20 protein-coding genes and 1 pseudogene are annotated in these 19,591 nt (G+C 76.4%); 12 read left to right on the plus strand and 9 right to left on the minus strand.

The window, feature by feature from the left end; translation table 11 throughout:
* The first annotated feature begins 181 nt into the window (after positions 1-181).
* Both ACH5AR_RS17930 and ACH5AR_RS17935 read left to right on the plus strand, forming a co-directional pair.
* The gene (locus ACH5AR_RS17930) at positions 182-1,324 is read left to right on the plus strand and encodes a serine hydrolase domain-containing protein (protein WP_396302380.1); all 1,143 of its coding nucleotides are present in this window, start codon (positions 182-184) and stop codon (positions 1,322-1,324) included.
* Complete coding sequence (locus tag ACH5AR_RS17935; RefSeq protein WP_396302381.1) at positions 1,312-1,878, plus strand: hypothetical protein; 567 nt, start codon at positions 1,312-1,314, stop codon at positions 1,876-1,878. The genes ACH5AR_RS17930 and ACH5AR_RS17935 overlap by 13 nt, the downstream gene beginning before the upstream one ends.
* 115 nt (positions 1,879-1,993) lie before the next feature.
* Here ACH5AR_RS17935 and ACH5AR_RS17940 read toward each other — a convergent pair whose 3' ends face one another.
* Both ACH5AR_RS17940 and ACH5AR_RS17945 read right to left on the minus strand, forming a co-directional pair.
* Positions 1,994-2,803: an alpha/beta fold hydrolase gene (locus ACH5AR_RS17940; RefSeq protein WP_396302382.1), complete on the minus strand. Its 810-nt coding sequence runs from the start codon at positions 2,801-2,803 to the stop codon at positions 1,994-1,996.
* A 109-nt stretch (positions 2,804-2,912) separates the two neighbouring features.
* On the minus strand, positions 2,913-4,373 hold the full coding sequence (locus ACH5AR_RS17945; RefSeq protein WP_396302383.1) for a PQQ-binding-like beta-propeller repeat protein: 1,461 nt from the start codon (positions 4,371-4,373) through the stop codon (positions 2,913-2,915).
* A gap of 443 nt (positions 4,374-4,816) precedes the next feature.
* Between ACH5AR_RS17945 and ACH5AR_RS17950 the strand changes: the two genes are divergently transcribed.
* The 9 genes from ACH5AR_RS17950 (at position 4,817) to ACH5AR_RS17990 (ending at position 10,825) form a co-directional block, all read left to right on the plus strand.
* The gene (locus tag ACH5AR_RS17950; protein ID WP_396302384.1) at positions 4,817-5,614 is read left to right on the plus strand and encodes a hypothetical protein; all 798 of its coding nucleotides are present in this window, start codon (positions 4,817-4,819) and stop codon (positions 5,612-5,614) included.
* A 278-nt stretch (positions 5,615-5,892) separates the two neighbouring features.
* On the plus strand, positions 5,893-6,222 hold the full coding sequence (locus ACH5AR_RS17955) for a hypothetical protein (RefSeq protein WP_396302385.1): 330 nt from the start codon (positions 5,893-5,895) through the stop codon (positions 6,220-6,222).
* 32 nt (positions 6,223-6,254) lie between these two features.
* Complete coding sequence (locus tag ACH5AR_RS17960; protein WP_396302386.1) at positions 6,255-6,944, plus strand: alpha/beta hydrolase; 690 nt, start codon at positions 6,255-6,257, stop codon at positions 6,942-6,944.
* 79 nt (positions 6,945-7,023) lie between these two features.
* Positions 7,024-7,374, plus strand: coding sequence for a DUF6204 family protein (locus ACH5AR_RS17965; RefSeq protein WP_396302387.1), 351 nt, complete (start codon positions 7,024-7,026; stop codon positions 7,372-7,374).
* 74 nt (positions 7,375-7,448) lie between these two features.
* Positions 7,449-7,970, plus strand: a complete 522-nt coding sequence (locus tag ACH5AR_RS17970) for a MarR family winged helix-turn-helix transcriptional regulator (RefSeq protein ID WP_396302388.1) — start codon at positions 7,449-7,451, stop codon at positions 7,968-7,970.
* A gap of 173 nt (positions 7,971-8,143) precedes the next feature.
* Positions 8,144-8,440, plus strand: coding sequence for a hypothetical protein (locus ACH5AR_RS17975; protein ID WP_396302389.1), 297 nt, complete (start codon positions 8,144-8,146; stop codon positions 8,438-8,440).
* On the plus strand, positions 8,437-8,778 hold the full coding sequence (locus tag ACH5AR_RS17980; RefSeq protein ID WP_396302390.1) for a sulfurtransferase TusA family protein: 342 nt from the start codon (positions 8,437-8,439) through the stop codon (positions 8,776-8,778). The genes ACH5AR_RS17975 and ACH5AR_RS17980 overlap by 4 nt, the downstream gene beginning before the upstream one ends.
* A gap of 70 nt (positions 8,779-8,848) precedes the next feature.
* Positions 8,849-9,880: a ChbG/HpnK family deacetylase gene (locus ACH5AR_RS17985; protein WP_396302391.1), complete on the plus strand. Its 1,032-nt coding sequence runs from the start codon at positions 8,849-8,851 to the stop codon at positions 9,878-9,880.
* A gap of 33 nt (positions 9,881-9,913) precedes the next feature.
* Positions 9,914-10,825, plus strand: coding sequence for a S41 family peptidase (locus tag ACH5AR_RS17990; RefSeq protein ID WP_396302392.1), 912 nt, complete (start codon positions 9,914-9,916; stop codon positions 10,823-10,825).
* A 506-nt stretch (positions 10,826-11,331) separates the two neighbouring features.
* Here ACH5AR_RS17990 and ACH5AR_RS17995 read toward each other — a convergent pair.
* The 5 genes and pseudogenes from ACH5AR_RS17995 to def all read right to left on the minus strand — a co-directional run.
* A pseudogene (locus tag ACH5AR_RS17995) lies at positions 11,332-11,520 on the minus strand (MerR family transcriptional regulator); the annotation flags it as partial.
* Between the two features lie 78 nt (positions 11,521-11,598).
* Complete coding sequence (locus tag ACH5AR_RS18000; protein ID WP_396302393.1) at positions 11,599-11,892, minus strand: hypothetical protein; 294 nt, start codon at positions 11,890-11,892, stop codon at positions 11,599-11,601.
* 266 nt (positions 11,893-12,158) lie between these two features.
* Positions 12,159-13,592: an RsmB/NOP family class I SAM-dependent RNA methyltransferase gene (locus tag ACH5AR_RS18005; protein WP_396302394.1), complete on the minus strand. Its 1,434-nt coding sequence runs from the start codon at positions 13,590-13,592 to the stop codon at positions 12,159-12,161.
* Positions 13,593-13,687: 95 nt separating this feature from the next.
* Positions 13,688-14,626: a methionyl-tRNA formyltransferase gene (fmt, locus tag ACH5AR_RS18010; RefSeq protein WP_396302395.1), complete on the minus strand. Its 939-nt coding sequence runs from the start codon at positions 14,624-14,626 to the stop codon at positions 13,688-13,690.
* 46 nt (positions 14,627-14,672) lie between these two features.
* The gene (gene def / locus ACH5AR_RS18015; RefSeq protein WP_396302396.1) at positions 14,673-15,218 is read right to left on the minus strand and encodes a peptide deformylase; all 546 of its coding nucleotides are present in this window, start codon (positions 15,216-15,218) and stop codon (positions 14,673-14,675) included.
* A 254-nt stretch (positions 15,219-15,472) separates the two neighbouring features.
* On the opposite strand from def, the gene ACH5AR_RS18020 reads away from it, so the two are divergent.
* Complete coding sequence (locus ACH5AR_RS18020; protein ID WP_396302397.1) at positions 15,473-16,090, plus strand: hypothetical protein; 618 nt, start codon at positions 15,473-15,475, stop codon at positions 16,088-16,090.
* A gap of 116 nt (positions 16,091-16,206) precedes the next feature.
* Here the strand turns inward: ACH5AR_RS18020 and ACH5AR_RS18025 are convergent, their stop codons facing one another.
* Positions 16,207-18,276, minus strand: coding sequence for a primosomal protein N' (locus ACH5AR_RS18025; protein ID WP_396302398.1), 2,070 nt, complete (start codon positions 18,274-18,276; stop codon positions 16,207-16,209).
* A gap of 92 nt (positions 18,277-18,368) precedes the next feature.
* Positions 18,369-19,577 (minus strand): methionine adenosyltransferase, encoded by a 1,209-nt coding sequence (gene metK, locus ACH5AR_RS18030; protein ID WP_396302399.1) that lies wholly within the window; start codon positions 19,575-19,577, stop codon positions 18,369-18,371.
* Positions 19,578-19,591 lie beyond the last annotated feature (14 nt).

Genomic DNA, 19,591 nt, shown 5'->3' on the forward strand with positions numbered 1-19,591 from the left:
TCCGGACACTCTGCGGCGCCTACCGCACCGGCGGCAAGCCGCCGACCGCTGCCGCGCCGCCCGCGAGCGGGGCCGCCCCATCCGTCCCACCAGCCCCCGCCTGGTGAAATCCCCTCGTCACGGCCGCCCGGCTCCCGTAGCGTGGTTCGGTCGATCTTGAGGCAGAACGGGGCACCCCATCATGCAGCAGCACCAGGGCTGGGCCGACGAGGGCTTCGGCGCCGTCGCGGACGCCTTCTCCGCCAACTTCGCCGAGTTCCCCGAACTGGGCGCCGCCGTCACGGTGTTCGTCGGCGGGCGCAAGGCGGTCGAACTCTGGGGCGGCACGGCCGACGAGCGCACCGGCCGGGCCTGGACGCAGGACACCCTCGTCCCGGTGTTCTCCTGCGCCAAGGGCCCGGTGAGCATCTGCGCGCACCTGCTCGCCCAGCAGGGCCGGCTCGACCTCGACGCCCCGGTCGCCCGGTACTGGCCGGAGTTCGCCCGCAACGGCAAGCAGGACGTCACCACCCGGATGGTCCTCGGCCACCGGGCCGGCATCCCGGCCCTGGACGCGGCGCTGTCCTTCGCCGAGGTCGCCGCCTGGGCCCCGGTGATCCGGGCGATCGAGGCGCAGGCACCGCTCTGGGAGCCGGGTACCGCGTACGAGTACCACGGCCACGTGCTCGGCTTCGCGGTCGGCGAGGTGATCCGCCGGATCACCGGGCTGACCCCGGGCGCGTTCCTGCGCAAGGAGCTCGCCGAGCCGCTCGGCCTGCCGCTCTGGATCGGCCTTCCGCAGGACGAACTCCCGCGCCTGGCCCGGCTGGTGGAGGCCGAGGGCCGCCGCCCGATGCCCGGCCCGGAGCACCTGCTCACCCGGATCGTCACCATGAACGGCGCGCTGGCCTTCCCCGGCCTGGACGTGCCGCACGGCTGGAACGACCCGGCCCTGCACGCCATCGAGCTGCCGGGCGCGGGCGCCGTCGCCTCGGCCACCGGCCTGGCGGGCCTCTACGCGGCGGCGGCCACCGGGCTGGACGGCGCGCCCCGCCTGCTCACCCGCGACACGGTGACCGACGCGGTGCGGGAGCTCTCCTCCGGCGCGGGCTTCCTGGGCTTCGACCTGGGCGCCCGCTGGGGCTCCGGGCTGCTGCTCGACTCCCCCGCGTTCCGCCCGCTGCTCGGCGCGCGCAGCTTCGGCAACGACGGCGCGGGCGGCCAGTTCGCCTTCGGGGACGACGAGTTCGGCGTCGGCTTCGGCTACGTCGCCAACCGGATGATCGGCCACGGCGACGCCCGGGCGACCAGGCTGATCGAGGCGGTGCGCACATGCCTGGGCTGACGGGCTTCCTCCCGCTCGTCACCGTCCTGGCCACCACCGGCGGGCTCGGCGAGCTGCGCTACGGCGCCTCGCTGCCGGCCCTCGCCGCCCACTACGGCGCCCCGTGGGACGGCGGCGGCATCCACCGCGGCGACCGCTGGCCGCACGCCTTCGGCTGGGGCGACGTCCAGGCGGTCTTCTGCCGCTGCCGCCGGCTGCGCTCGCTGTCCCTGCCGGTCTGGCACGGCGAGCTGGACCTCCCCCGGCCCGGCGGCGGCTCGGTGACGCTCGACACCCACGTCTCCGAGGACGACCTGATGGCGGCGCTGGCCGCCACCGGCCACGGCTGGCGGACGGTGACGTACGAGAACCTCCCGGGCCAGCGGAACCTGGAGTTCTCGCCGGCCGAGGAGGTCCGGGTGGAGCTGGTGCTCACCGACCGTGACGGCTACGACCGGCCGCCGCAGCCGGAGTGGGCGCTGCACAAGGCGGTGCTCTGGGGCTTCGAGCACGTCGAGTGCCCCGCGCCGGACGGGGAGCAGCCGGACGACGGGTGGGGCGCCGCGGCGCCCTGAGCCCCCGGACGCGTCGCGGGGGCCGAAGGCGCGTCGCGGGGGCCGAAGGCGCGTCGCGGGGGCCGAAGGCGCGTCGCGGGGGCTAAGCGCACGGAAGGAGCCGGGCGCCGGGGTCTCAGCGCAGGGCCCGCGGCAGCACCACCCGCACCCACTCCTCCGGCTGCGACAGGTGCGGGGCGTGCCCCGCCCCCGCGTACAGGTGGCGTTCCGCCTTGGGCAGGGCGAGGTCGACGAGGTCCAGCACCTCGCCGAACATCGGCGCGCTGTCGTCGCTCTGCGTCAGCAGCGCGGGCTCGCCGAAGCGGCCCAGTGCGGCGAGGTCGAGGTCGAGCGCGTCCGGGTCGCGCAGCTCGTCCAGGTAGGTGGGCGCGTTGCGGATGTAGCTGTGCCGGACGGGCGCGGGCAGCTGCTCCCAGGCGCCGGGGCCGAAGGCGAGGCTGTCCACGAACAGCTCGGCGGCGGCCGCCGACTCGGCCTGCTCCAGCAGCTCCCGGACGGCGGCGATCCGGTCGGCGAAGGCGGTGCCGATCGGCCGCAGGTCGGGGTCGGCGAGCAGCACGCCGGTGCCGGGCGGCTCGTGCACGGCGATCCCGCGCAGCAGGTCGGGGCAGGCGGCGGCGAGCCGGAGGACGATCAGTGCGCCGTAGGAGTCCCCGTAGGCGAAGGCGGGGGCGAGGCCCAGCCCCTGGATCAGTCCGGCCAGGTCGGCGGCGTCCTCGTGCACCGAACCCTGGGTGAGCGGGTCCTCGCTGCGGCTGTGCCCCCGGCGGTCGTAGGCGACCGCCGTGGTGGACTCCGCCAGCCCGGGCAGCACCCGGGCCCAGGAGTCCGCGTCGCTCCAGGAACCGTGCACCAGGACGACGCCGGGGCCCTCGCCGAGGGCCTCGTAGTGCAGCGCCACGCCGTTCACCCTGATCCCGGCCATCACGAGCCTCCCGATCTCGGCGGTGCCTCCCCACCCAGCCTGACACACCCGTCGGGAAGGGTCAGGTCCGCCGACGGCCGCGCCCGGCCTCCCGACGGCCGCCCGCCGGTCAGCTCATGGCCCGCACCGGCGGCTCGTCCCGCGTCCCGTCCTCGGCCACCACCGTGAACCGCTCCGCGCCGGACACCGACAGGTCCACCGGATAGAGCGACGCGGTGTCGTTGACGTCCAGCACCGCGCTCTGCCGCCCGGTCGCCGCGTCCACCCTGGTCACCCGTCCCCGGGTCATCGCCCACACCGAGCCGCCGTCCACCACCAGGCCGGTCACCTGGTCGTCCAGCCCCGCCGTCCAGCGCTTGCCGCCGTCCTCGAGCGAGTACGCCAGCAGCCGGCCGGTGGCGGTGCGGCTGGGGTGCCGGCCGCCGCTGATGCCGATGTCGCCGGGCTTCTCCCCCGGGACGACGAACAGGTCCCCCACCACGACGCCGCCGAACAGCGGCCGGGCGCTGAACTCGTCGAAGGCGTGCAGCCCGCCCAGCATCACGTCCAGGTCGTACTCGTCCCCGGTGACCGGTATGGCCGCCCGCCGACGGCCGGTCCGGTCGAAGCTGAGCACCGCGTGGGTGCCGCGCTCGGCCTGGGCGTCCACCCACACCGCGAGCGGGTCGACGGAGACCACCGCGAGGTTCCTCAGCCCGCCCTCCGCGGGCAGCGCGATCCGCTGCCGCTCCCGGCCGTCCGCCGGGGCCAGCGAGCGCAGCACGGGCGGCGCGGCGCCGCACTGGGCGACGGTGACGGCGTCCTCGGGGCCGCCCGCGACCTGGAGCGGGGCGCAGCCCGGGTCGACCGCGCTGTGCCAGGCCTCCCGGCCGTCCGCCAGCCGTACGGCGCGCCAGCCGGCCCGGTCCTGGAGCAGCGCCTGCTGCCCGGCGACCGCGACCACGTCCGGCGTCGCGTCGTCCCCGTCCCGGGCGGGCGCGTCCACGGTGGCGGTCCAGCGCGCGCGTCCGTCGGAGAGGTCGAGCGCGGTCACGGCGGAGCACGGCCCGTCGTGCGGCGAGTGGCCGATCAGGCCGAGGACGCCGCCGTGGCCGGTCCCGTCGGTGCCGGTCGTCCGGCTCATCGCGCAGACCGTGTCCCCGCCGGGCGGGGCCCACTGCCAGGCGACGGCGCCGGTGCCGCGGCGGTAGGCCACCACCAGGTCGGGCCGGGCCCGCACCACCAGGTCCCCGCTGGTCCAGCTGCCGACCGCGCGGACCGTCGACGGCCGGTCCGGCGGTGCCTTCCAGGAGTCGTTGAGGCCGTCCCCGGCGAAGCCGACGAAGATCCCGAGCCCCAGCAGCGCCCCGACGGCGGCCGAGGGGAGGCCGGCCCGCGGGTGGATCAGGGCCCAGACGAAGCCCGCGCCGCAGGGCATCAGCCCGAGGATGCTGACGATGCCCATGAACGCGAGGCTGTCGCCGCCGAAGCCGTTCGCGGGGCCGAACAGCACCGCCAGCCCCATGCTCGCGAACATCGCCCCCAGGACCCCGCCGGAGACCACCAGCCAGGTCGCCCTGTCCCAGGCCAACCTGGCTCCCCACCTCGCCCGGACCACACTGCCCTCGGGCCGAACGGCCATGCCGGTCTCTCCCCTGCGACGCGCCGCCCACCACAACAGGGCGACGATCATCGGATCGTCGCAGAGCACGCCATGATCCGAAACAAAGAGCAGGGAAAACCCCGGCCATGCCCCGCACCGGCCCGCACCACGCGCCGCGGGCGCCCGTCCGGCCCCGTCCGCCCCGTCCACCCCCTCCACCGCGTCCGCCCCTCGGACCCCTCGACCGCAGGGCCGGGGTCGAGGAGCCGGTCCCGGCGGCGGCCCGGCGCGGGCGGCCGGCGCGGGCACGGGCGGCCGGCGCGGTCGGGTGCCACCACCCCTGGCCCGCAACGGACTTCGCGAACCCCGCCCCGGCCGGGCCCGGCCGTGCTGACTAGACTTGCGCGCTCCACAGCCGAGGGGAGTCAGCGATGAGTGGCCTCACCCGCTGCGACGAGGTCGCGGCCGAAGCGAACCTGGGTGAACGGTGCCGGGTGTACCGGACGAGCCGGCGGATCGGTGACGGGCTGGCCAAGTGGGGCCTCGGGCTGCCCGGCCTGCTGATCGTCGCCGCCTCCGGCTGGACCTGGTGGGGCGCGGCCGCCGGGATCGCCGCCGTGGTCGCGGCCGCCTGGGCCTACAAGAGGGTGCCGCCGCGCTCCGGCCTGGTCGCCGTGGCGCGCTACCGGGGCGGCCTCGTCCTCCACCACGCCGGCGGCGACTTCCGCGCCCTGCCCTGGGAGGCCATCCGGCACTACGAGTACACGCGCTCCCGGCTGGAGCACCGGGGCAACCTGCGCATCGAGCACTTCGCCCGCGTCCTCATCCTGCCGTACGACCGCGAAACCCCGTACGTGGTCACGAAACTGGCCGGCGGCTACGAACCGGGGCTGGCCGAGGCCATCCGGGCCGGGCTGATGCCGCGCTACACGGCGCCGCTGCACGAACGTTTCGCCCAGGAGGGGCACGTCGTGTTCGGGACGGCACTCGCCGTGGTGCCCGAGGGGCTCTTCATCGACGCCCCCGGCAGCCGGCTCGACGAGCCCCTGCCGTGGAGCGACCTGGAGGACATCGCCGCCGAGGACGCGCGCGAGCTGCGGATCACCGCCCGCACCGACCTCGGCCCGGACGGACGGGCCGTCAGCTGCGTCCTCGCCGACGCGGACGTCGTGGCGGCCTTCGTCCGGGAGACCCGGGCGCGGCTCCTGCCGGAGCAGCGCGCCGAATGACCGCGCCGCGGCCCGCCGACCGTCCGCCAGGGCGCGCCAACCCCGCGCCAGGGGGCGACAGTTGGCCCGTACGGCGGGCGGGCCGGCACCCGGGGTGGCCGGCCCGCCCGCCGTGCTGAGCCGACCGGGTACACCTGGGCACCGGACAGTACGCGTACGCCCTGTCGGCTCGTTCTGCTGTACATGGCCCGCTTGAAGCTGTCCGCCGCTCCCCCGGAGCCGGATCCGCCGCCCCTGTCCGCCCCCGCCTCCGGGCCCGTCCCCGCCGGGAGGCCCCCGTGGCCGTGATCGGCCGTGCGACGGCCACCGTCGTCGCGCTGGGCATCCTGCTCGTCCCGGCGGCCGTCACGGCGGGCACCGACCTGCCGCCCGAGCCCGGTGCGGGCTGGTGGGAGGTGTCGGCCACCGCCGCCAACGTCCGGGTCGACCACTTCGGCGAGGAGACCGTCGTCGGACTCGCCCGTTCGGGTGACCAGGTCGAGGTGGTGGACACCTGGACCTCCCCGCTCGGAGCCCGCTGGGCGAAGGTCATGGTGGTGCGCACCCGGGTCTCCGGCTGGGTGCTGTGGTCCCTGCTCGCGCACCGCGACCCCACGTCGGAACCGTAGAATCCGCCTGTACACATCAGAAGGGATTTCGCGTGTTCCGAGCGCAGCGTCCGCGCACCGCAGAGCTGACCCCGCGACAGGGGCAGGGGCCGGTCTCCGGCGTCGCCCTGTTGCTGCCGGGCGGATTCCTCCGCAGTCGGCGCGCACCGCTGAAGGTCGCCGAGCTGGGCCTGCGGGGCCTCGCCGCGGAGCTCACCGACCGCGGTCGGCCGCACGGCGTCGCGGTGCACCTGCTGCGCTACCGCCACGGCGGCTGGAACGGCGCGGACGCCGACACCGCCGTCGACACCCGCTGGGCGCTCGACGAGCTCGACCGGCGGTACCCGGGCGCACCCGTCGTCCTGGTCGGCAACTCGCTCGGCGGGCGCGCCGCCTTCTGGTGCGCCGGGCACCCGTCGGTGGTGGGCGTGGCCGGGATCGCACCCTGGCTGCCCACCGGCGACCCGGTCGACCAGCTCGACGGCCGGCGGGTGCTGATCGTCCACGGCACCGGGGACCACAGCTCGGCCGGCGCCACCCAGTCCCTGGAGTACGCGCTGCGCGCCCGGGCGGTCGTGCCGGACCTCGCGCGCTACGAGGCCCCGGGCGCCAACCACCTGCTGATCCGCGAGTCCCGCGACATCAGCGCGCTGACCACCGCCTTCACCCTCTCGGCACTGGGCGCCGAGCCCGCTCCGACGGTGGCGGGGGCGGTCTGCACCCGGCTCCCGGCCCGGGTGTAGCCGCACCCTCCGCCGCCCCGGCCCCGGCCGGCCGAAATCGCGTTGGCGGCCGGCCGCCCGCACTGCCTATGGTCGGGGGATGACCAATCGAACCTTCCGCATCATGGTACGCGGCGTCTTCGACGCACTCACCGACGAGCAGCGCGCCCGCCTGCTCGCCGCCGCCCCCGAGCACGACGTGCTGCGTGCCGCCTTCACCCGTGAGGGCCACCTGAGCTACGACCTCTCCGCGCGGGCCGCCTTCACCTTCCGCTTCCTCGACGAGGGCGAGGCCGAGGAGGACATCCTGGCGGCCACCGAGCGGGCCGAGCAGTCGGCCCTGGCCTGGCTCACCGAACGCGGCTACGGCTTCAGGAACCTCCGCTCCCAGGCCGAGGACCTCTCCCAGGCGCCGCTCGGCAAGCGGCAGCGCCGCGCCGCCGCGCGCTGACCCGCCCCTCCCCCCTGTGCCACCTCCTTGACGGCCGTCCGCGGGGATATACTTGAGCAGTCAAGGAGGTGGCAATGACACACCACCCGACCCACCCGGACCGGCGTCCGGACGAAGCGGCCCAGACCGCACCGGGCCCCGGACCGGGCCCCGACCCGCTGGACACCGCGCTGCGGCTGGTCCGCGCCCAGACCGCCCTGGTCAAGCGCTTCGACGCGAGCCTCGGCGGCCTGCACGGCGTCAGCCTGGCCGACTTCACCATGCTGCTGCACCTCTCCCAGGCCCCCGGCGGCCGGATGCGCCGGGTCGACCTCGCCGAGGCCCTCGGGCTCACCGCCTCCGGCGTCACCCGCGGCCTCGCACCCCTGGAGCGGATCGGCCTGGTCTCCCGCGAGAGCGCCGCCCGCGACGCCCGGGTCGCCTACGCCGCCCTCACCGCCACCGGCCGCGAGCGGCTCGCCGAGATGCTGCACACCGCCCGCCAGGTCGCCGCCGACCACTTCGCGGCCGAGCGCTGGAGCCCCGAGGACCTCGGCCGTCTCTCCGCCCTGCTCACCCGCCTCGGGGGTGCCGCCCCCGGCCGGCGCCTCGACTGAAGCCGCGAGCGACCCACCCCACCGCCCCCGCCGCCCGGCCCCGCGTCCTAGCTAGGGCGTGTCTGACAATTCTCGCCGGGTGCGCGCCAATTGTCAGACACGCCCTAGGCTGGCGGTGCACCACCGGTTCCACCCGCACCACCCGAACTCCCCACCCCGCGAAGGGCGGCACCATGACCGCCGGCCCCGGCACCGGTCCCGACCGGGAGCGCCCCCTCGCCGACGCCCGGCTCGCGCACTGGCAGCGGACCGTCGTCCGCACCGTCCGCCATCCCGGTGACGCCCGCTACGGCGCCGGTACCGGCCACGGGGACGACATCCGGGAGCACGGCGGTTTCGCCGTCCACGTCCTCCCCCGCGAGCGGGTGGACGCGCTCGCCGGGGACCGGCCGTCGACCGCCGTCCGCCCCTTCGAGGAGGGCGAACCACCCCGCCGCCTCCGGCGCATCACCCAGGAGACCCCGCGATGACCGCACCCGACGCCGCCGCCCCCGCGACCCCGGGAAGCGCCGCCCCGGCGGCCCCCGACCTCACCGTCGACGGCACCGGCCTGCTCTGCGTCCAGCTCCTGCTCCGGCTGCGCGCCCGGATCGCGCACCTCCCCGCCGGCGCGGTGGTCCACATCCACACCACCGACCCGGCCGCTCCGCTCGACCTCCCCGCCTGGTGCCACCTGACCGGCCACGACTACCTCGGCCCCGTCCCGTCCGAGGCGGCCGACCACGAGGTGTACGCGCTGCGCCTCACCTCCGCCCCGGTGCCGACCCGCCCCGACCGCCCCTGGCACCCGGCCCCCGCCACCGACTGACCGACACCGGCGCCTCGCGCCCCGCGAAAACCCCGCGCGCCCGCCCCCGTCGCCACGTCAGACTGCCGCCATGCCCACGGCCGACCCAGCACCCCCGCCCCCGCGCCGCCCGCTCCCCACCGCCAACCACCTCCTCGGCCATCCCCCCGACGCCCGGCTCCTGCTGCTCAACTGCGACGACCTCGGCCTGGACGAGTCCGTCAACCTCGCCGTGATCGACGCCGTCCGCAACGGCATCGCCGCCTCGTGCAGCCTGATGACGCCCTGCGCCGCCGCCCCGCACGCCCTGCGGCTGCTGCGCCGGCACCCGGAGGTCCCCTTCGGTGTCCATCTGACGCTGGTCTGCGAGGCCGCGGACCGCCGCTGGGGCCCGCTCAGCGCACCCGAGCGGGTGCCCTCCCTCCTCGACGCCTCCGGCGGGTTCTTCGCCCCCACCCCGGGCGGGCGGGCCGCCCTGCTCGCCCGGGCCCGACCCGACGACGTCGAACGCGAGTTCCGGGCCCAGATCGACGCGGTGGCGGCGGCCGGCCTCGCTCCGACCCACCTCGACTTCCACTGCCTGGCCGACGGAGGCCGCGAGGACATCCTCGACCTCGCCCTCTGCCTCGGCACGGAGTACGGCCTCGCGGTGCGGGTCTGGCTGCCGCCCGCCCTGGCCCGGCTGCGCGAGCGCGGCCTGCCGGTGGTGGACCACGGCTTCCTCGACAGCTTCACCGTCCCGCCGCAGGACAAGCCCGCCCACTACGCCCGGCTGCTCGCCTCCCGCCCGGCCTCACCGAGTGGGCCCTGCACCCCGGCCTGGCCGGCCCCGACCCCCGGCGCCCGGACGGCGGTTGGCTCGTCCGCCGCACCGACCACGCGTTCCTCGTCTCCCCCGGCGCACGCCGCCTGCCGGCCGAACACGGCGTCACCGTCCTCGGCTACCGCGCTCTCCAGGAGGCCTGGCAGCGGATCCGGGCCGGGCACACGCCCGAGGCCCCCGGAGCCCCCGGTGTGCCACCGGGGCGGGGCGCGAAGGACGACCGCCGTGGCCCCGACCGCCGGCTGCCACCGGCGTGACCGGCGAGCCGGGCCCGTCCGAGCGGGCGTCAAACACGTTTGACGCCCCGGAGGGCCGCTGGTCTACTCCCTCTCCATGACCTCCACCACATCGTCGCCCGCGTTGGACACCGCCGCCGTCGTCGAGTCGATCGCCGCCCTGGTCGGCGAGAACTACGTCTTCCCCGACGCCGCCCGGCAGCTGGCGGCCCTGCTGCGGAGCCGGAGCGCCGAGGGCGCCTACCGGACGGACCGCGCCCAGGAGTTGGCCGACGCGGTCACCGCGGACCTGCGGTCCGTCAACGGCGACCTGCACCTCGCCCTCAAGCACCACGCCGCCCCGGTGCCCGCCGAGCGGGGCGCGGCCGCCCTCGCCGCGATGCGCAGGGAGTTCGACGCCTCCCTGCACGGCGTGCCGCGCGTGGAGCTCCTCGACCACGGCGTCGCCGTCCTGGAGATCGCGCCCAAGATGTTCCCGGTGGACTGGGCGGCTCAGCCGCTGGCCGCGGCGCTCTCCCTGGTGGCCCCCGCCCGCGCCCTGGTCCTGGACCTGCGCCGCAACACCGGGGGCGACCCGCAGACGGTCGCCTTCGTCTGCGGCTACCTGCTCGACGACCGCACCCACCTCAACACCCTGCTCTCCCGGCAGGGGGAGGTGGCCGAGCAGTCCTGGACGCCCCCGTTCGTCCCCGGCGCCCGCTTCGGCGGCAGCAAGCCGCTCTACGTGCTCACGAGCGGGGACACCTTCTCCGGGGGCGAGGAGCTCGCCTACGACCTCCAGCAGCTCGGGCGCGCCGAGGTCGTCGGGGAGGCCACCCGCGGTGGTGCGCACCCGCGCGAGGGCTGGACGGTGCACCCGCACCTGGAGCTCAGCGTGCCCGTCGCCCGGGCGGTCAACCCGGTCTCGGGCACCAACTGGGAGGGCACCGGCGTCCGTCCCGACGTGCCGTGCGACGCCGGGTCGGCACTGGACCGCGCACTGGCCCTGGCCGCCGCCCGCCTGGCCTGAGCCCCTCCCCCGGCGGCGACCGCCGGCCCGGCCGACTGCCGTACCGCCGAAGCCAGTCCGGGCCTCGGCAGGCCCGAGCCGGCCGCCGCCCCCGGGGCCCCTCCGGTCCCCGCAGCCTCCGCGGCCTCCGCCTCCGCGGGCCCGCGCCGCAGCGCCCGGAAGCCGGCGTCCCCCGCCCACCGCGCCAACTCCCCCCAGGCCTCGACCTGTTCGACCGTCGGGCCCTGCGGCAGTTCCGGCGTCAAGGAGCGCGCCACGGCGGCGGACCGCCCGGCGTCCCCGGTCCCGCCGAACACCCCCGTCGGCAACTCCCCGACCACGCGCTCGCGTTCACCCTCCGCCAACCGGACCACGCGGTGCACCAGCGTCGACTCCTCAGCTGCCGGCAAGAGCCTGGCCACCGCCCCGAGCACCGCCCGGAGCAGCGGCAGCACCCGGATCCGCAGGTCGATCGCCGCCACCTGCGCGGCGGCGACCTCGGCCGGCGCCGGTTCGCGCTCGACCACCCGCCGGATCACGGGCGGTGCGAGCCCGAGCTCCCGCAGGGCGCGGACCGGTTCCAGGCGTACGACGGCGTCGGCGCCGTACCGTCGGCGGCCGGCCCGGCTACGGCCGGCCGGCCGGCGGCACGACCTCCTGGTCCGAGGAGCAGCGGACGGTCTCCACCGCGGGCCCCGCCCGCCGGGCCGGCTCACCTGTCGCCCGGAGCGCGCCGCCGTTCACGGGCACCACCCTGCCGCCTCTTCCCCGGGGGAGGTGCACGTGCCCGGGGCTCACCCGCGGGGCCCCGGCCGGCGCTCCTCCTCCCGCCCCGGGCGCCGCGGCGTGCGCCAGGCGGCGAACAGGACGCCCGCCGCCCCGATGACCGCCTGGAGCGCCCCGGCTCCGGCGGTCAGGCAGACCAGGGTGCACACCGCCAGGATCGACATCAGGGAGATCAGGTCGAGCCCGCGGCCGTCCACCGCCGTCCGCCGGGCCCGCGGGCGGGGTACGGCGGCCGGCGGGCCGGGCACGGGGGCCGACGGGCCGACGCCGTCGTCCTGCGATCGCTGGATCTCCGATGACACCGGGTGCCTCCCCGAGCCGGGAGGGGCAGCCGTCGGGGAGTGCGCCCGCACAGAGAAACAGCCGCATCGCGCCGCATGTCTTGTGGGGTTGCTTCCCCGGCCCGCCGCACGACACGACGGAGCCTGCCCCCCAAAGATCATGCAGCCGAGCGGCTACACGCCCACCATGGAAGACCGCGCCTGACGCCCTGTCAACCCCGGCGGCGCGCCCCGCACGTCCCCGGCCGGGCGGCGCCCCGGCCGGGGAGGAGAAGCCCCGGAAGGCCTCAGGCGGTGCGCCGCAGCAGCGCCAGGTACATCGCGTCCGTCCCGTGCAGGTGCGGCCACAGCTGCACGTCCGGCCCGTCACCGAGCGCCGGGACGCCGGGCAGCAGCGGGCGGGCGTCGATCCACTCGACCCGGCCGCCCTCGCCGCGCAGCACGTCGTCCACGACCGCCCGGGTCTCCGCGAGGTGCGGCGAGCAGGTCGCGTAACCGACCACACCGCCGATCCGGGTGGCCTCGACGGCCGAGCGCAGCAGGTCCCGCTGGAGCGGGCCGAAGGCGGCGATGTCGGCCGGGCGGCGCCGCCAGCGCGCCTCCGGGCGGCGGCGCAGCGCGCCGAGGCCGGAGCACGGCACGTCGACCAGCACCCGGTCGAAGCCGCCGGAGCGCCAGGCCGGGCGCGTCCCGTCGGCCGCGATCACGGTGTACGGGCCGGGGTTGCCCGCCAGCGCCCGGGCCACCAGCCGGGCGCGGTGCGGCTGCTTCTCGCTCGCGACCAGCCCCGCGCCCCGCTCGGCGGCCAGCGCCCCGAGCAGCGCGGCCTTGCCGCCGGGGCCCGCGCAGCCGTCCAGCCAGAGCCGGTCCGGCCCGTCGAGCGGCGCCGCGGCCAGCGCCAGCGCGACCAGCTGGCTGCCCTCGTCCTGCACGCCCGCCCGGTTCTCCCGGACGGCCTCGACCGAGGCCGGGTCGCCGCCCTCGGCGAGCCGCAGGGCGAACGGCGACCAGCGGCCCGGCTCGGCCTGCGGCAGCGCGTCGGCCAGCTCGCCGACGGTGGCCCGGCCGGGGCGGGCGACGAGGGTGACCTCGGGCCGCTCGTTGTCGGCCCGCAGCAGCTCCTCCATCGCGGTGCGCCCGGAGGCGTCCGGCTGCCAGCGGCCGAGCGAGTCCCAGAGCGCGGAGACGACCCAGCGCGGGTGCGAGTGGACGACCGCCAGGTGGTCCTCGGCGTCCTCGTCGTACGGCGGGGCGACCTGCTCGATCCAGCCGTCCAGGTCGTGGGCGCTGATCCGGCGCAGCACGGCGTTGACGAACTTGGCCTTGCCGTCGCCGAGCACCGCCCGGGCCAGCTCGACGGTCGCCGAGACGGCCGCGTGGGTGGGGATGCGGGTGGTGAGCAGCTGGTGCGCGCCGAGCGACAGGACGTCCAGCACGGGCGGGTCGACCTTGCCGAGCGGCCGGTCGACGCAGGCGGCGATGATCGCGTCGTAGGTGCCCTGCAGGCGCAGGGTGCCGTAGACGAGCTCGGTGGCGAGGGCGGCGTCGCGCCGGTCCATGCCCTTCTGCTCGGCCTCGCGCAGCAGCGAGGGCAGGATCAGGTTGGCGTACGCGTCGCGCTCGTCGACGGCGCGCAGGGCGCGGAACGCGACGATCCGGGCCGGGTCCTTCTTCGGGCGGCGGTGCGGGCGGGGGGCGCGCTTGGCGCTGGGGGTGGTCACAGGTGCCTCAAGGTGCTGCGGTGGCTATCAACGAACACGAACGGTCTCACAGGCTCAAAAGGGTCTCGCACGAACAGTAGCGCCGAACCGGGGCGTCAGCCCCCGAAGCGCTCCCCCGCCTCCAGCCGCGCGCCCCGGGCCCAGTCGGCGGCCCGCATCTCCTTCTTCCCCTGCGGGCGCACCTGCGCGAGCTCCACGTCGTGGCTGCCGGTCCCGACCCGGACGCTGTTCTTGCCCGCCATCGCGACCTCGCCCGGCGCCAGCTCGGCGGAGTCCGGCAGCAGCCGCAGCGGCCCGGTGACCTTCAGCCGCTCGCCCCGGAACTCCGTCCAGGCCCCCGGCGCCGGCGCACAGCCGCGCACCACCCGGTCGATCCGCAGCGCGGGGTGGCCCCAGTCGATCCGCGCGTCCTCGACGGTGATCTTCGGCGCGAGCGTGACGCCCTCGGCCGGCTGCGGCACGGCGTGCAGCGAGCCGTCCTCGATGCCGTCCATGGTGGCCGCGAGCAGTCGCGCGCCGGAGACCGAGAGCCGGGTGAGCAGCTCGCCGCTGGTGTCGGCCGGACGGATCTCCTCGGTGACCACGCCGTAGACCGGGCCGGAGTCCAGGCCCTGCTCGATCAGGAAGGTGGACGCGCCGGTGACCTCGTCACCGGCCAGCACCGCGTGCTGGACGGGGGCGGCGCCGCGCCAGGCGGGCAGCAGCGAGAAGTGCAGGTTCACCCAGCCGTGCTCGGGGATCTCCAGCGCGCCCGGGCGCAGCAGCGCGCCGTAGGCGACGACCGGGCAGCAGTCGGGGGCGAGTTCGCGGAGCCGGGCGAGGAAGTCCGGGTCGCTGGGCTTCGCCGGCTTGAGGACCTCGATCCCGGCCTCCTCGGCGCGCTGGGCGACGGGGCTGGCGACGAGCTTGCGGCCGCGGCCGGCCGGAGCGTCGGGGCGGGTGACCACCGCGACGACCTCGTGCCGGTCCGAGGCGAGCAGGGCGTCCAGGGCGGGAACGGCGACCTCGGGGGTGCCGGCGAAGACGAGACGCATCAAGTGCCTTTCTGCAAGGGGTGGTTCAGGGAGCGGGCGGAGGGGTTCAGCGGGCCGAGCCGAAGGTGCTGTGCGGCGAGACCCTGACCACCGGGGCCGGCCCGCCGCCCCAGTCCGCCTCCCGGACGGCCTTCAGCGCGGCCTTGCGCTGCTCGCCGTCGAGCCGGTCGATGAAGATGATGCCGTCCAGGTGGTCGGTCTCGTGCTGGATGCACCGGGCGAGCAGCCGGGTGCCCTCGACCGTCACCGGATCGCCGTACATGGTGAAGCCCTTGGCCACCACGCCGTACGCGCGCCGGGTGTCGTAGCGCAGCCCGGGCAGCGACAGGCAGCCCTCGGGGCCCTCCTGCTCCTCCTCGCTCAGCGAGAGGTCCGGGTTGACCAGGTGCCCGGTGACGCCGTCCACGTGGTAGGTGAACACCCGCAGGGAGACGCCGAGTTGGGGCGCGGCGAGACCGGCCCCGGGGGCGTCCAGCATGGTGTCGGTGAGGTCACCCACCAGCTTGCGCAGCTCCTTGTCGAAGGTGGTCACCGGCTGGGCGGTGGACCGCAGGACGGGGTCTCCGAAGAGACGGATCGGCTGGATCGCCACGGGGTACGGGCTCCTGTCCGTCGGGGCGCGGGCTGCGGGCGGCCGCTGGTTCACCCGCCAGTCTATGCAACCGGCGCGGCCGCCCGCCGGGGGCTTCCCGGCGCCCGGATCGGCGGCCGCCGCAGCCCGACTGCGCCGAGCCGCGTTACCCCGGCCCCCGCTTCGGCGTTGGTCAAGAGAGATTGACCGGGGCCGGGCGCACGGGACACCGGGCCCCGGCCGGACCGAACCGTACGGAAGGTGGCACGTAGGCCATGGCCGAGCAGATCAACCACGACGCCCGGGCGCGGGCGAGCCTGCACCTGCTGGTGCGGGACATCGAGCGGGTGAGGCGGCAGGTCGACGCGCTGCGGACCCTCACCGCTCAACTGGGCAACGTCTACCGACCGCGCCGACCGAGCACCTCGGCCGGCTTCGTGGTGTACGGGCGGGCGCCGGCGCCGACCGTACGCCTGGCGCAGGAGCTGCGCGAGAGCGTGGAGACCCTCGTCGCGGCGGCGGTCGAGTTCGACCGGGCACTGGGCTTCTCCTGGGACTCGGTGGGCTCCGCCCTCGGGGTCACCAAGCAGGCGGTGCACCGGCGCTACGGCATGCGCCGGCCGACCAGCGAGCTGCTCGCGGCGAGCGGCGCCGTCCCCGGCCAGGGCCGTCCGGACCGCTCCGAGGAGCTGCCCGTCGGCGCCGAGCGCACCGGCCTGGCCGCCACCGTCCCGGCGGCCCGCCAGGGCGGCCTGGACCGCGGCAGCCTGGAGCGCCCCGCGATCGACCGGACGGCCGTCGACCGCCCCGCGATCGACCGCGCGCCGACCGACCGCGCCACCGCCGTCGACCGTTCCCAGGCGGACCGGCCCGGCATCCCGCTGCGCGGCTGACAGCGCCGCTCGTACCCCCGGGCCGTCCGGGGCGGGGTGGCCCACTCACCCCGCCCCACCGGGCGTCAGGGCGGGTCCGACCCCTCCCGCCGGGTGTGCGGCGGCGGGACGCGCGGCTAGCCGATCTCGGTCGGGTCGATCCGCACGTCCAGGGTCGCGGGCCCGCGCACGGCGGTCCGGGTGATCTGGGCGGCCTTGAGGGCCGCCGCCAACGCGGCCCCCTGTCCGGGCGCGACCCGCAGCAGCGCCCTCTCCCGGTCCTCCCCGCGCACCGGCGCCAGGGGCACCGGGCCGAGCACGTCGGCCGTCTCCGGCAGCTTGACGAGCTCCAGCAGGTCGGCCACCGCCTTCGGGTCCCCGCTCACCGACGCCATCCGCGACACCGGCGGGAAGCGCAGCTGGGCCCGTTCGTCCAGTTCCATGCCCGCGTGCCCGAGCGGATCCCACCGCACCAGCGCCTGGACCGGGCGGGCCGTCGGCTCGGCGACCACCACGACCACCCCGCCCTCGGCGCCCGGCCGCACCAGCGCGGCCGCCGTCAACCAGCGGTGCAGCGCCTGCTCACCCGCCCGCAGGTCGGGGAAGCTGAGCAGCGACCACCCGTCCAGCAGCAGGGCCGCCGCGTACCCCGGGCCGCCGTCGACCACGGGCTCGGCCCCCGGCGTCGAGATGACCAGGGCCGGTTCGTCCGGCACCGTGGCGAGCAGCGCGTCCCGTCCGGAGACCCGTACCGGCACCCCCGGGAAGGCCCTGCCCAGCTCCTCGGCCGTCCGCCGGGCGCCCACCACCTGCGCACGGAGCCGGAACGACCCGCACTCGGGGCAGTGCCAGTCGGCCTCGTCCGTCCCGCACCAGCCGCAGTGCAGCGCGGCGTCCGCCGAGACCGCCTCCAGCGGCCCCTCGCAGTGGCGGCAGCGCGCCGCCTCACGGCAGTTGTTGCACGCCAGCCGCGGCACGTAGCCCCGCCGGGGCACCTGGATCAGCACCGGAGCGCCCGCGGCGAGCCCGTCACGCGCGGCCTGCCAGGCCACCGACGGCAGCCGCGCCGCCTGCGCGGCCGCGTCCCGGGCCTCGTCGCGGTCGGTGACCGTACGCACCGCGGGTGCCGTCTGCCGGACGGTCTCCCGCTCCGCCACGATCGGCCTGGCCCAGCCGCTGCTCACCAGCTGCGCACCCTCGACCGTCACCGAGTGGCCGCCGAGGAGCGCGCCCGCCCCCGCCTCCGTCGCCCGGAGCAGGGCGACGTCCCGGGCGTGCGGGTGGGGCGCGTGCCCGTCGCTGTGGCTGCTGTCGCCGTCCGACCACACCACCACCAGGCCGAGATCGCGGACCGGGGCGAACATCGTCGCCCGGGTGCCGATCGCGGCGCGGACGGACCCGCGGCTCACGGTCAGCCACCGCGCGTACCGCTCGCGGGGGCCGAGGTCCGCGGCGAGGACGGCGTGCAGGCCCTCGCCGAGCAGCTCGGTGAGCGCCTGGTCGACCCTGGCGGTGGCCCGGCCGTCCGGCAGCACGACCAGCGCTCCACGGCCGCTCGCCAGGGTGGCCGCCACGGCCCGGGCGATCTCGTGGGGCCAGCCGGGCCCGGGCAGCGCCGCCCAGACGGCACGCGGCGAGCCCCCGTGCGCGAGGGCGGCCAGGAACTCCGGCCCCGCCGGGTAACGGGACCAGCCGCCCGGCGCCGGCGCGCCCGGCGCGGGCCGGGGCGGCGGCGAGGGCTCGGCCTCCGCCTCGCCGTGCCGGGGCGGTACGGCGAGCTGGAGGACGTCGGCGAGCGTGCCCGCGTACCGGTCGGCGACGGTGCGGCAGAGTCTCAGCAGTTCCGGGGAGAGCACCGGCTCGGGCGAGATGACCTGGGCGATCGGCGCCAGGGCGTACGGGTAGTCGGACTTCGCGAGGCGTTCGACGATGAACCCGTCGTGGAGCGTGCCCCCCTGCCGCTCCCCGTTGACCAGCCGGGCCCCGAACCGCACGCGGACCCGGACCCCGGGCCGCGCGGCCTCGTCCATGACCGCCGGGACCTCGTAGTCGAAGAACTTGTCGATGCTCAGGACGCCCTTGTCCACCACGACCCGGGCCACCGGCAGGTGCTCCGCCCGCTTGGCGCCGCGCCACGTCCGGGGCTTGGCCCGCTTGACCGTCTCGCGGATGAACGCGAGCTGTTCCGGCTCCCCTGAATTGCTCATCGTCACCAAGTACTACCAGGTCATGCCGACAATGCACGCAGCGGCGCCCACCCCCGGGCGGGGGCGGGCGCCGCTGTCACGCACGGGGCGCGTCAGTCGCGGGCGGCGGCCTTCAGCTGCTCCACCCGGTCGGTGCGCTCCCAGGTGAAGTCCGGCAGCTCACGGCCGAAGTGGCCGTACGCGGCGGTCTGGGAGTAGATCGGACGCAGCAGGTCCAGGTCGCGGATGATCGCGGCCGGGCGCAGGTCGAAGACCTCGGAGACGGCCTTCTGGATGGTGAGGACCGACACGGTCTCGGTGCCGAAGGTCTCCACGAACAGGCCGACCGGCTCGGCCTTGCCGATCGCGTACGCGACCTGCACCTCGGCGCGGCGGGCGAGGCCGGCGGCGACGATGTTCTTCGCCACCCAGCGCATCGCGTACGCGGCCGAGCGGTCCACCTTGGACGGGTCCTTGCCGGAGAAGGCACCGCCGCCGTGGCGGGCCATGCCGCCGTAGGTGTCGATGATGATCTTGCGGCCGGTGAGGCCGGCGTCGCCCATCGGGCCGCCGATCTCGAAGCGGCCGGTCGGGTTGACCAGCAGGCGGTAGCCCTCGGTGGTCAGCTTGATGCCCTGCTCGGCCAGCGCCTTCAGCTCCGGCTCGACCACGAACTCGCGGATGTCCGGGGTGAGCAGCGACTCCAGGTCGATGTCGCTGGCGTGCTGGGTGGAGACGACCACGGTGTCGAGGCGGACGGCCTTGTCGCCGTCGTACTCGATGGTGACCTGCGTCTTGCCGTCGGGGCGCAGGTACGGGATGGTCCCGTTCTTGCGCACCTCGGTCAGCCGGCGGGAGAGGCGGTGCGCCAGGGTGATCGGCAGCGGCATCAGCTCGGGCGTCTCGTCGGACGCGTAGCCGAACATCAGGCCCTGGTCGCCGGCCCCCTGCTTGTCCAGGTCGTCCTCGTCACCCTCGACCCGGGCCTCGTACGCGGTGTCGACGCCCTGCGCGATGTCGGGCGACTGGGCACCGATGGACACCGAGACGCCGCAGGAGGCGCCGTCGAAGCCCTTCTTGGAGCTGTCGTAGCCGATCTCCAGGATCTTGTCCCGGACGAGCTGGGCGATCGGCGCGTACGCCTTGGTGGTCACCTCGCCGGCCACGTGCACCTGGCCGGTGGTGATGAGCGTCTCCACGGCGACCCGGGAGGTCGGGTCCTCCCGCAGGAGAGCGTCAAGGATGGTGTCGCTGATCTGGTCAGCGATCTTGTCGGGGTGGCCCTCGGTGACGGACTCCGAGGTGAACAGGCGGCGAGACACAGCGCTCCCTGGGG

Origin of the sequence: Kitasatospora sp. NPDC018619, assembly GCF_044391605.1 — a bacterium.
Taxonomy (GTDB): domain Bacteria; phylum Actinomycetota; class Actinomycetes; order Streptomycetales; family Streptomycetaceae; genus Kitasatospora.

Coding starts and splice junctions, on each gene's coding strand:
- ACH5AR_RS17930 (WP_396302380.1), top strand. CDS start 182: ATGCAGCAGCACCAGGGCTGGGCCGACGAGGGCTTCGGCGCCGTCGCG.
- ACH5AR_RS17935 (WP_396302381.1), top strand. CDS start 1,312: ATGCCTGGGCTGACGGGCTTCCTCCCGCTCGTCACCGTCCTGGCCACC.
- ACH5AR_RS17940 (WP_396302382.1), bottom strand. CDS start 2,803: ATGGCCGGGATCAGGGTGAACGGCGTGGCGCTGCACTACGAGGCCCTC.
- ACH5AR_RS17950 (WP_396302384.1), top strand. CDS start 4,817: ATGAGTGGCCTCACCCGCTGCGACGAGGTCGCGGCCGAAGCGAACCTG.
- ACH5AR_RS17965 (WP_396302387.1), top strand. CDS start 7,024: ATGACCAATCGAACCTTCCGCATCATGGTACGCGGCGTCTTCGACGCA.
- ACH5AR_RS17970 (WP_396302388.1), top strand. CDS start 7,449: ATGACACACCACCCGACCCACCCGGACCGGCGTCCGGACGAAGCGGCC.
- ACH5AR_RS17975 (WP_396302389.1), top strand. CDS start 8,144: ATGACCGCCGGCCCCGGCACCGGTCCCGACCGGGAGCGCCCCCTCGCC.
- ACH5AR_RS17980 (WP_396302390.1), top strand. CDS start 8,437: ATGACCGCACCCGACGCCGCCGCCCCCGCGACCCCGGGAAGCGCCGCC.
- ACH5AR_RS17985 (WP_396302391.1), top strand. CDS start 8,849: ATGCCCACGGCCGACCCAGCACCCCCGCCCCCGCGCCGCCCGCTCCCC.
- ACH5AR_RS17990 (WP_396302392.1), top strand. CDS start 9,914: ATGACCTCCACCACATCGTCGCCCGCGTTGGACACCGCCGCCGTCGTC.
- fmt (WP_396302395.1), bottom strand. CDS start 14,626: ATGCGTCTCGTCTTCGCCGGCACCCCCGAGGTCGCCGTTCCCGCCCTG.
- ACH5AR_RS18020 (WP_396302397.1), top strand. CDS start 15,473: ATGGCCGAGCAGATCAACCACGACGCCCGGGCGCGGGCGAGCCTGCAC.
- ACH5AR_RS18025 (WP_396302398.1), bottom strand. CDS start 18,276: ATGAGCAATTCAGGGGAGCCGGAACAGCTCGCGTTCATCCGCGAGACG.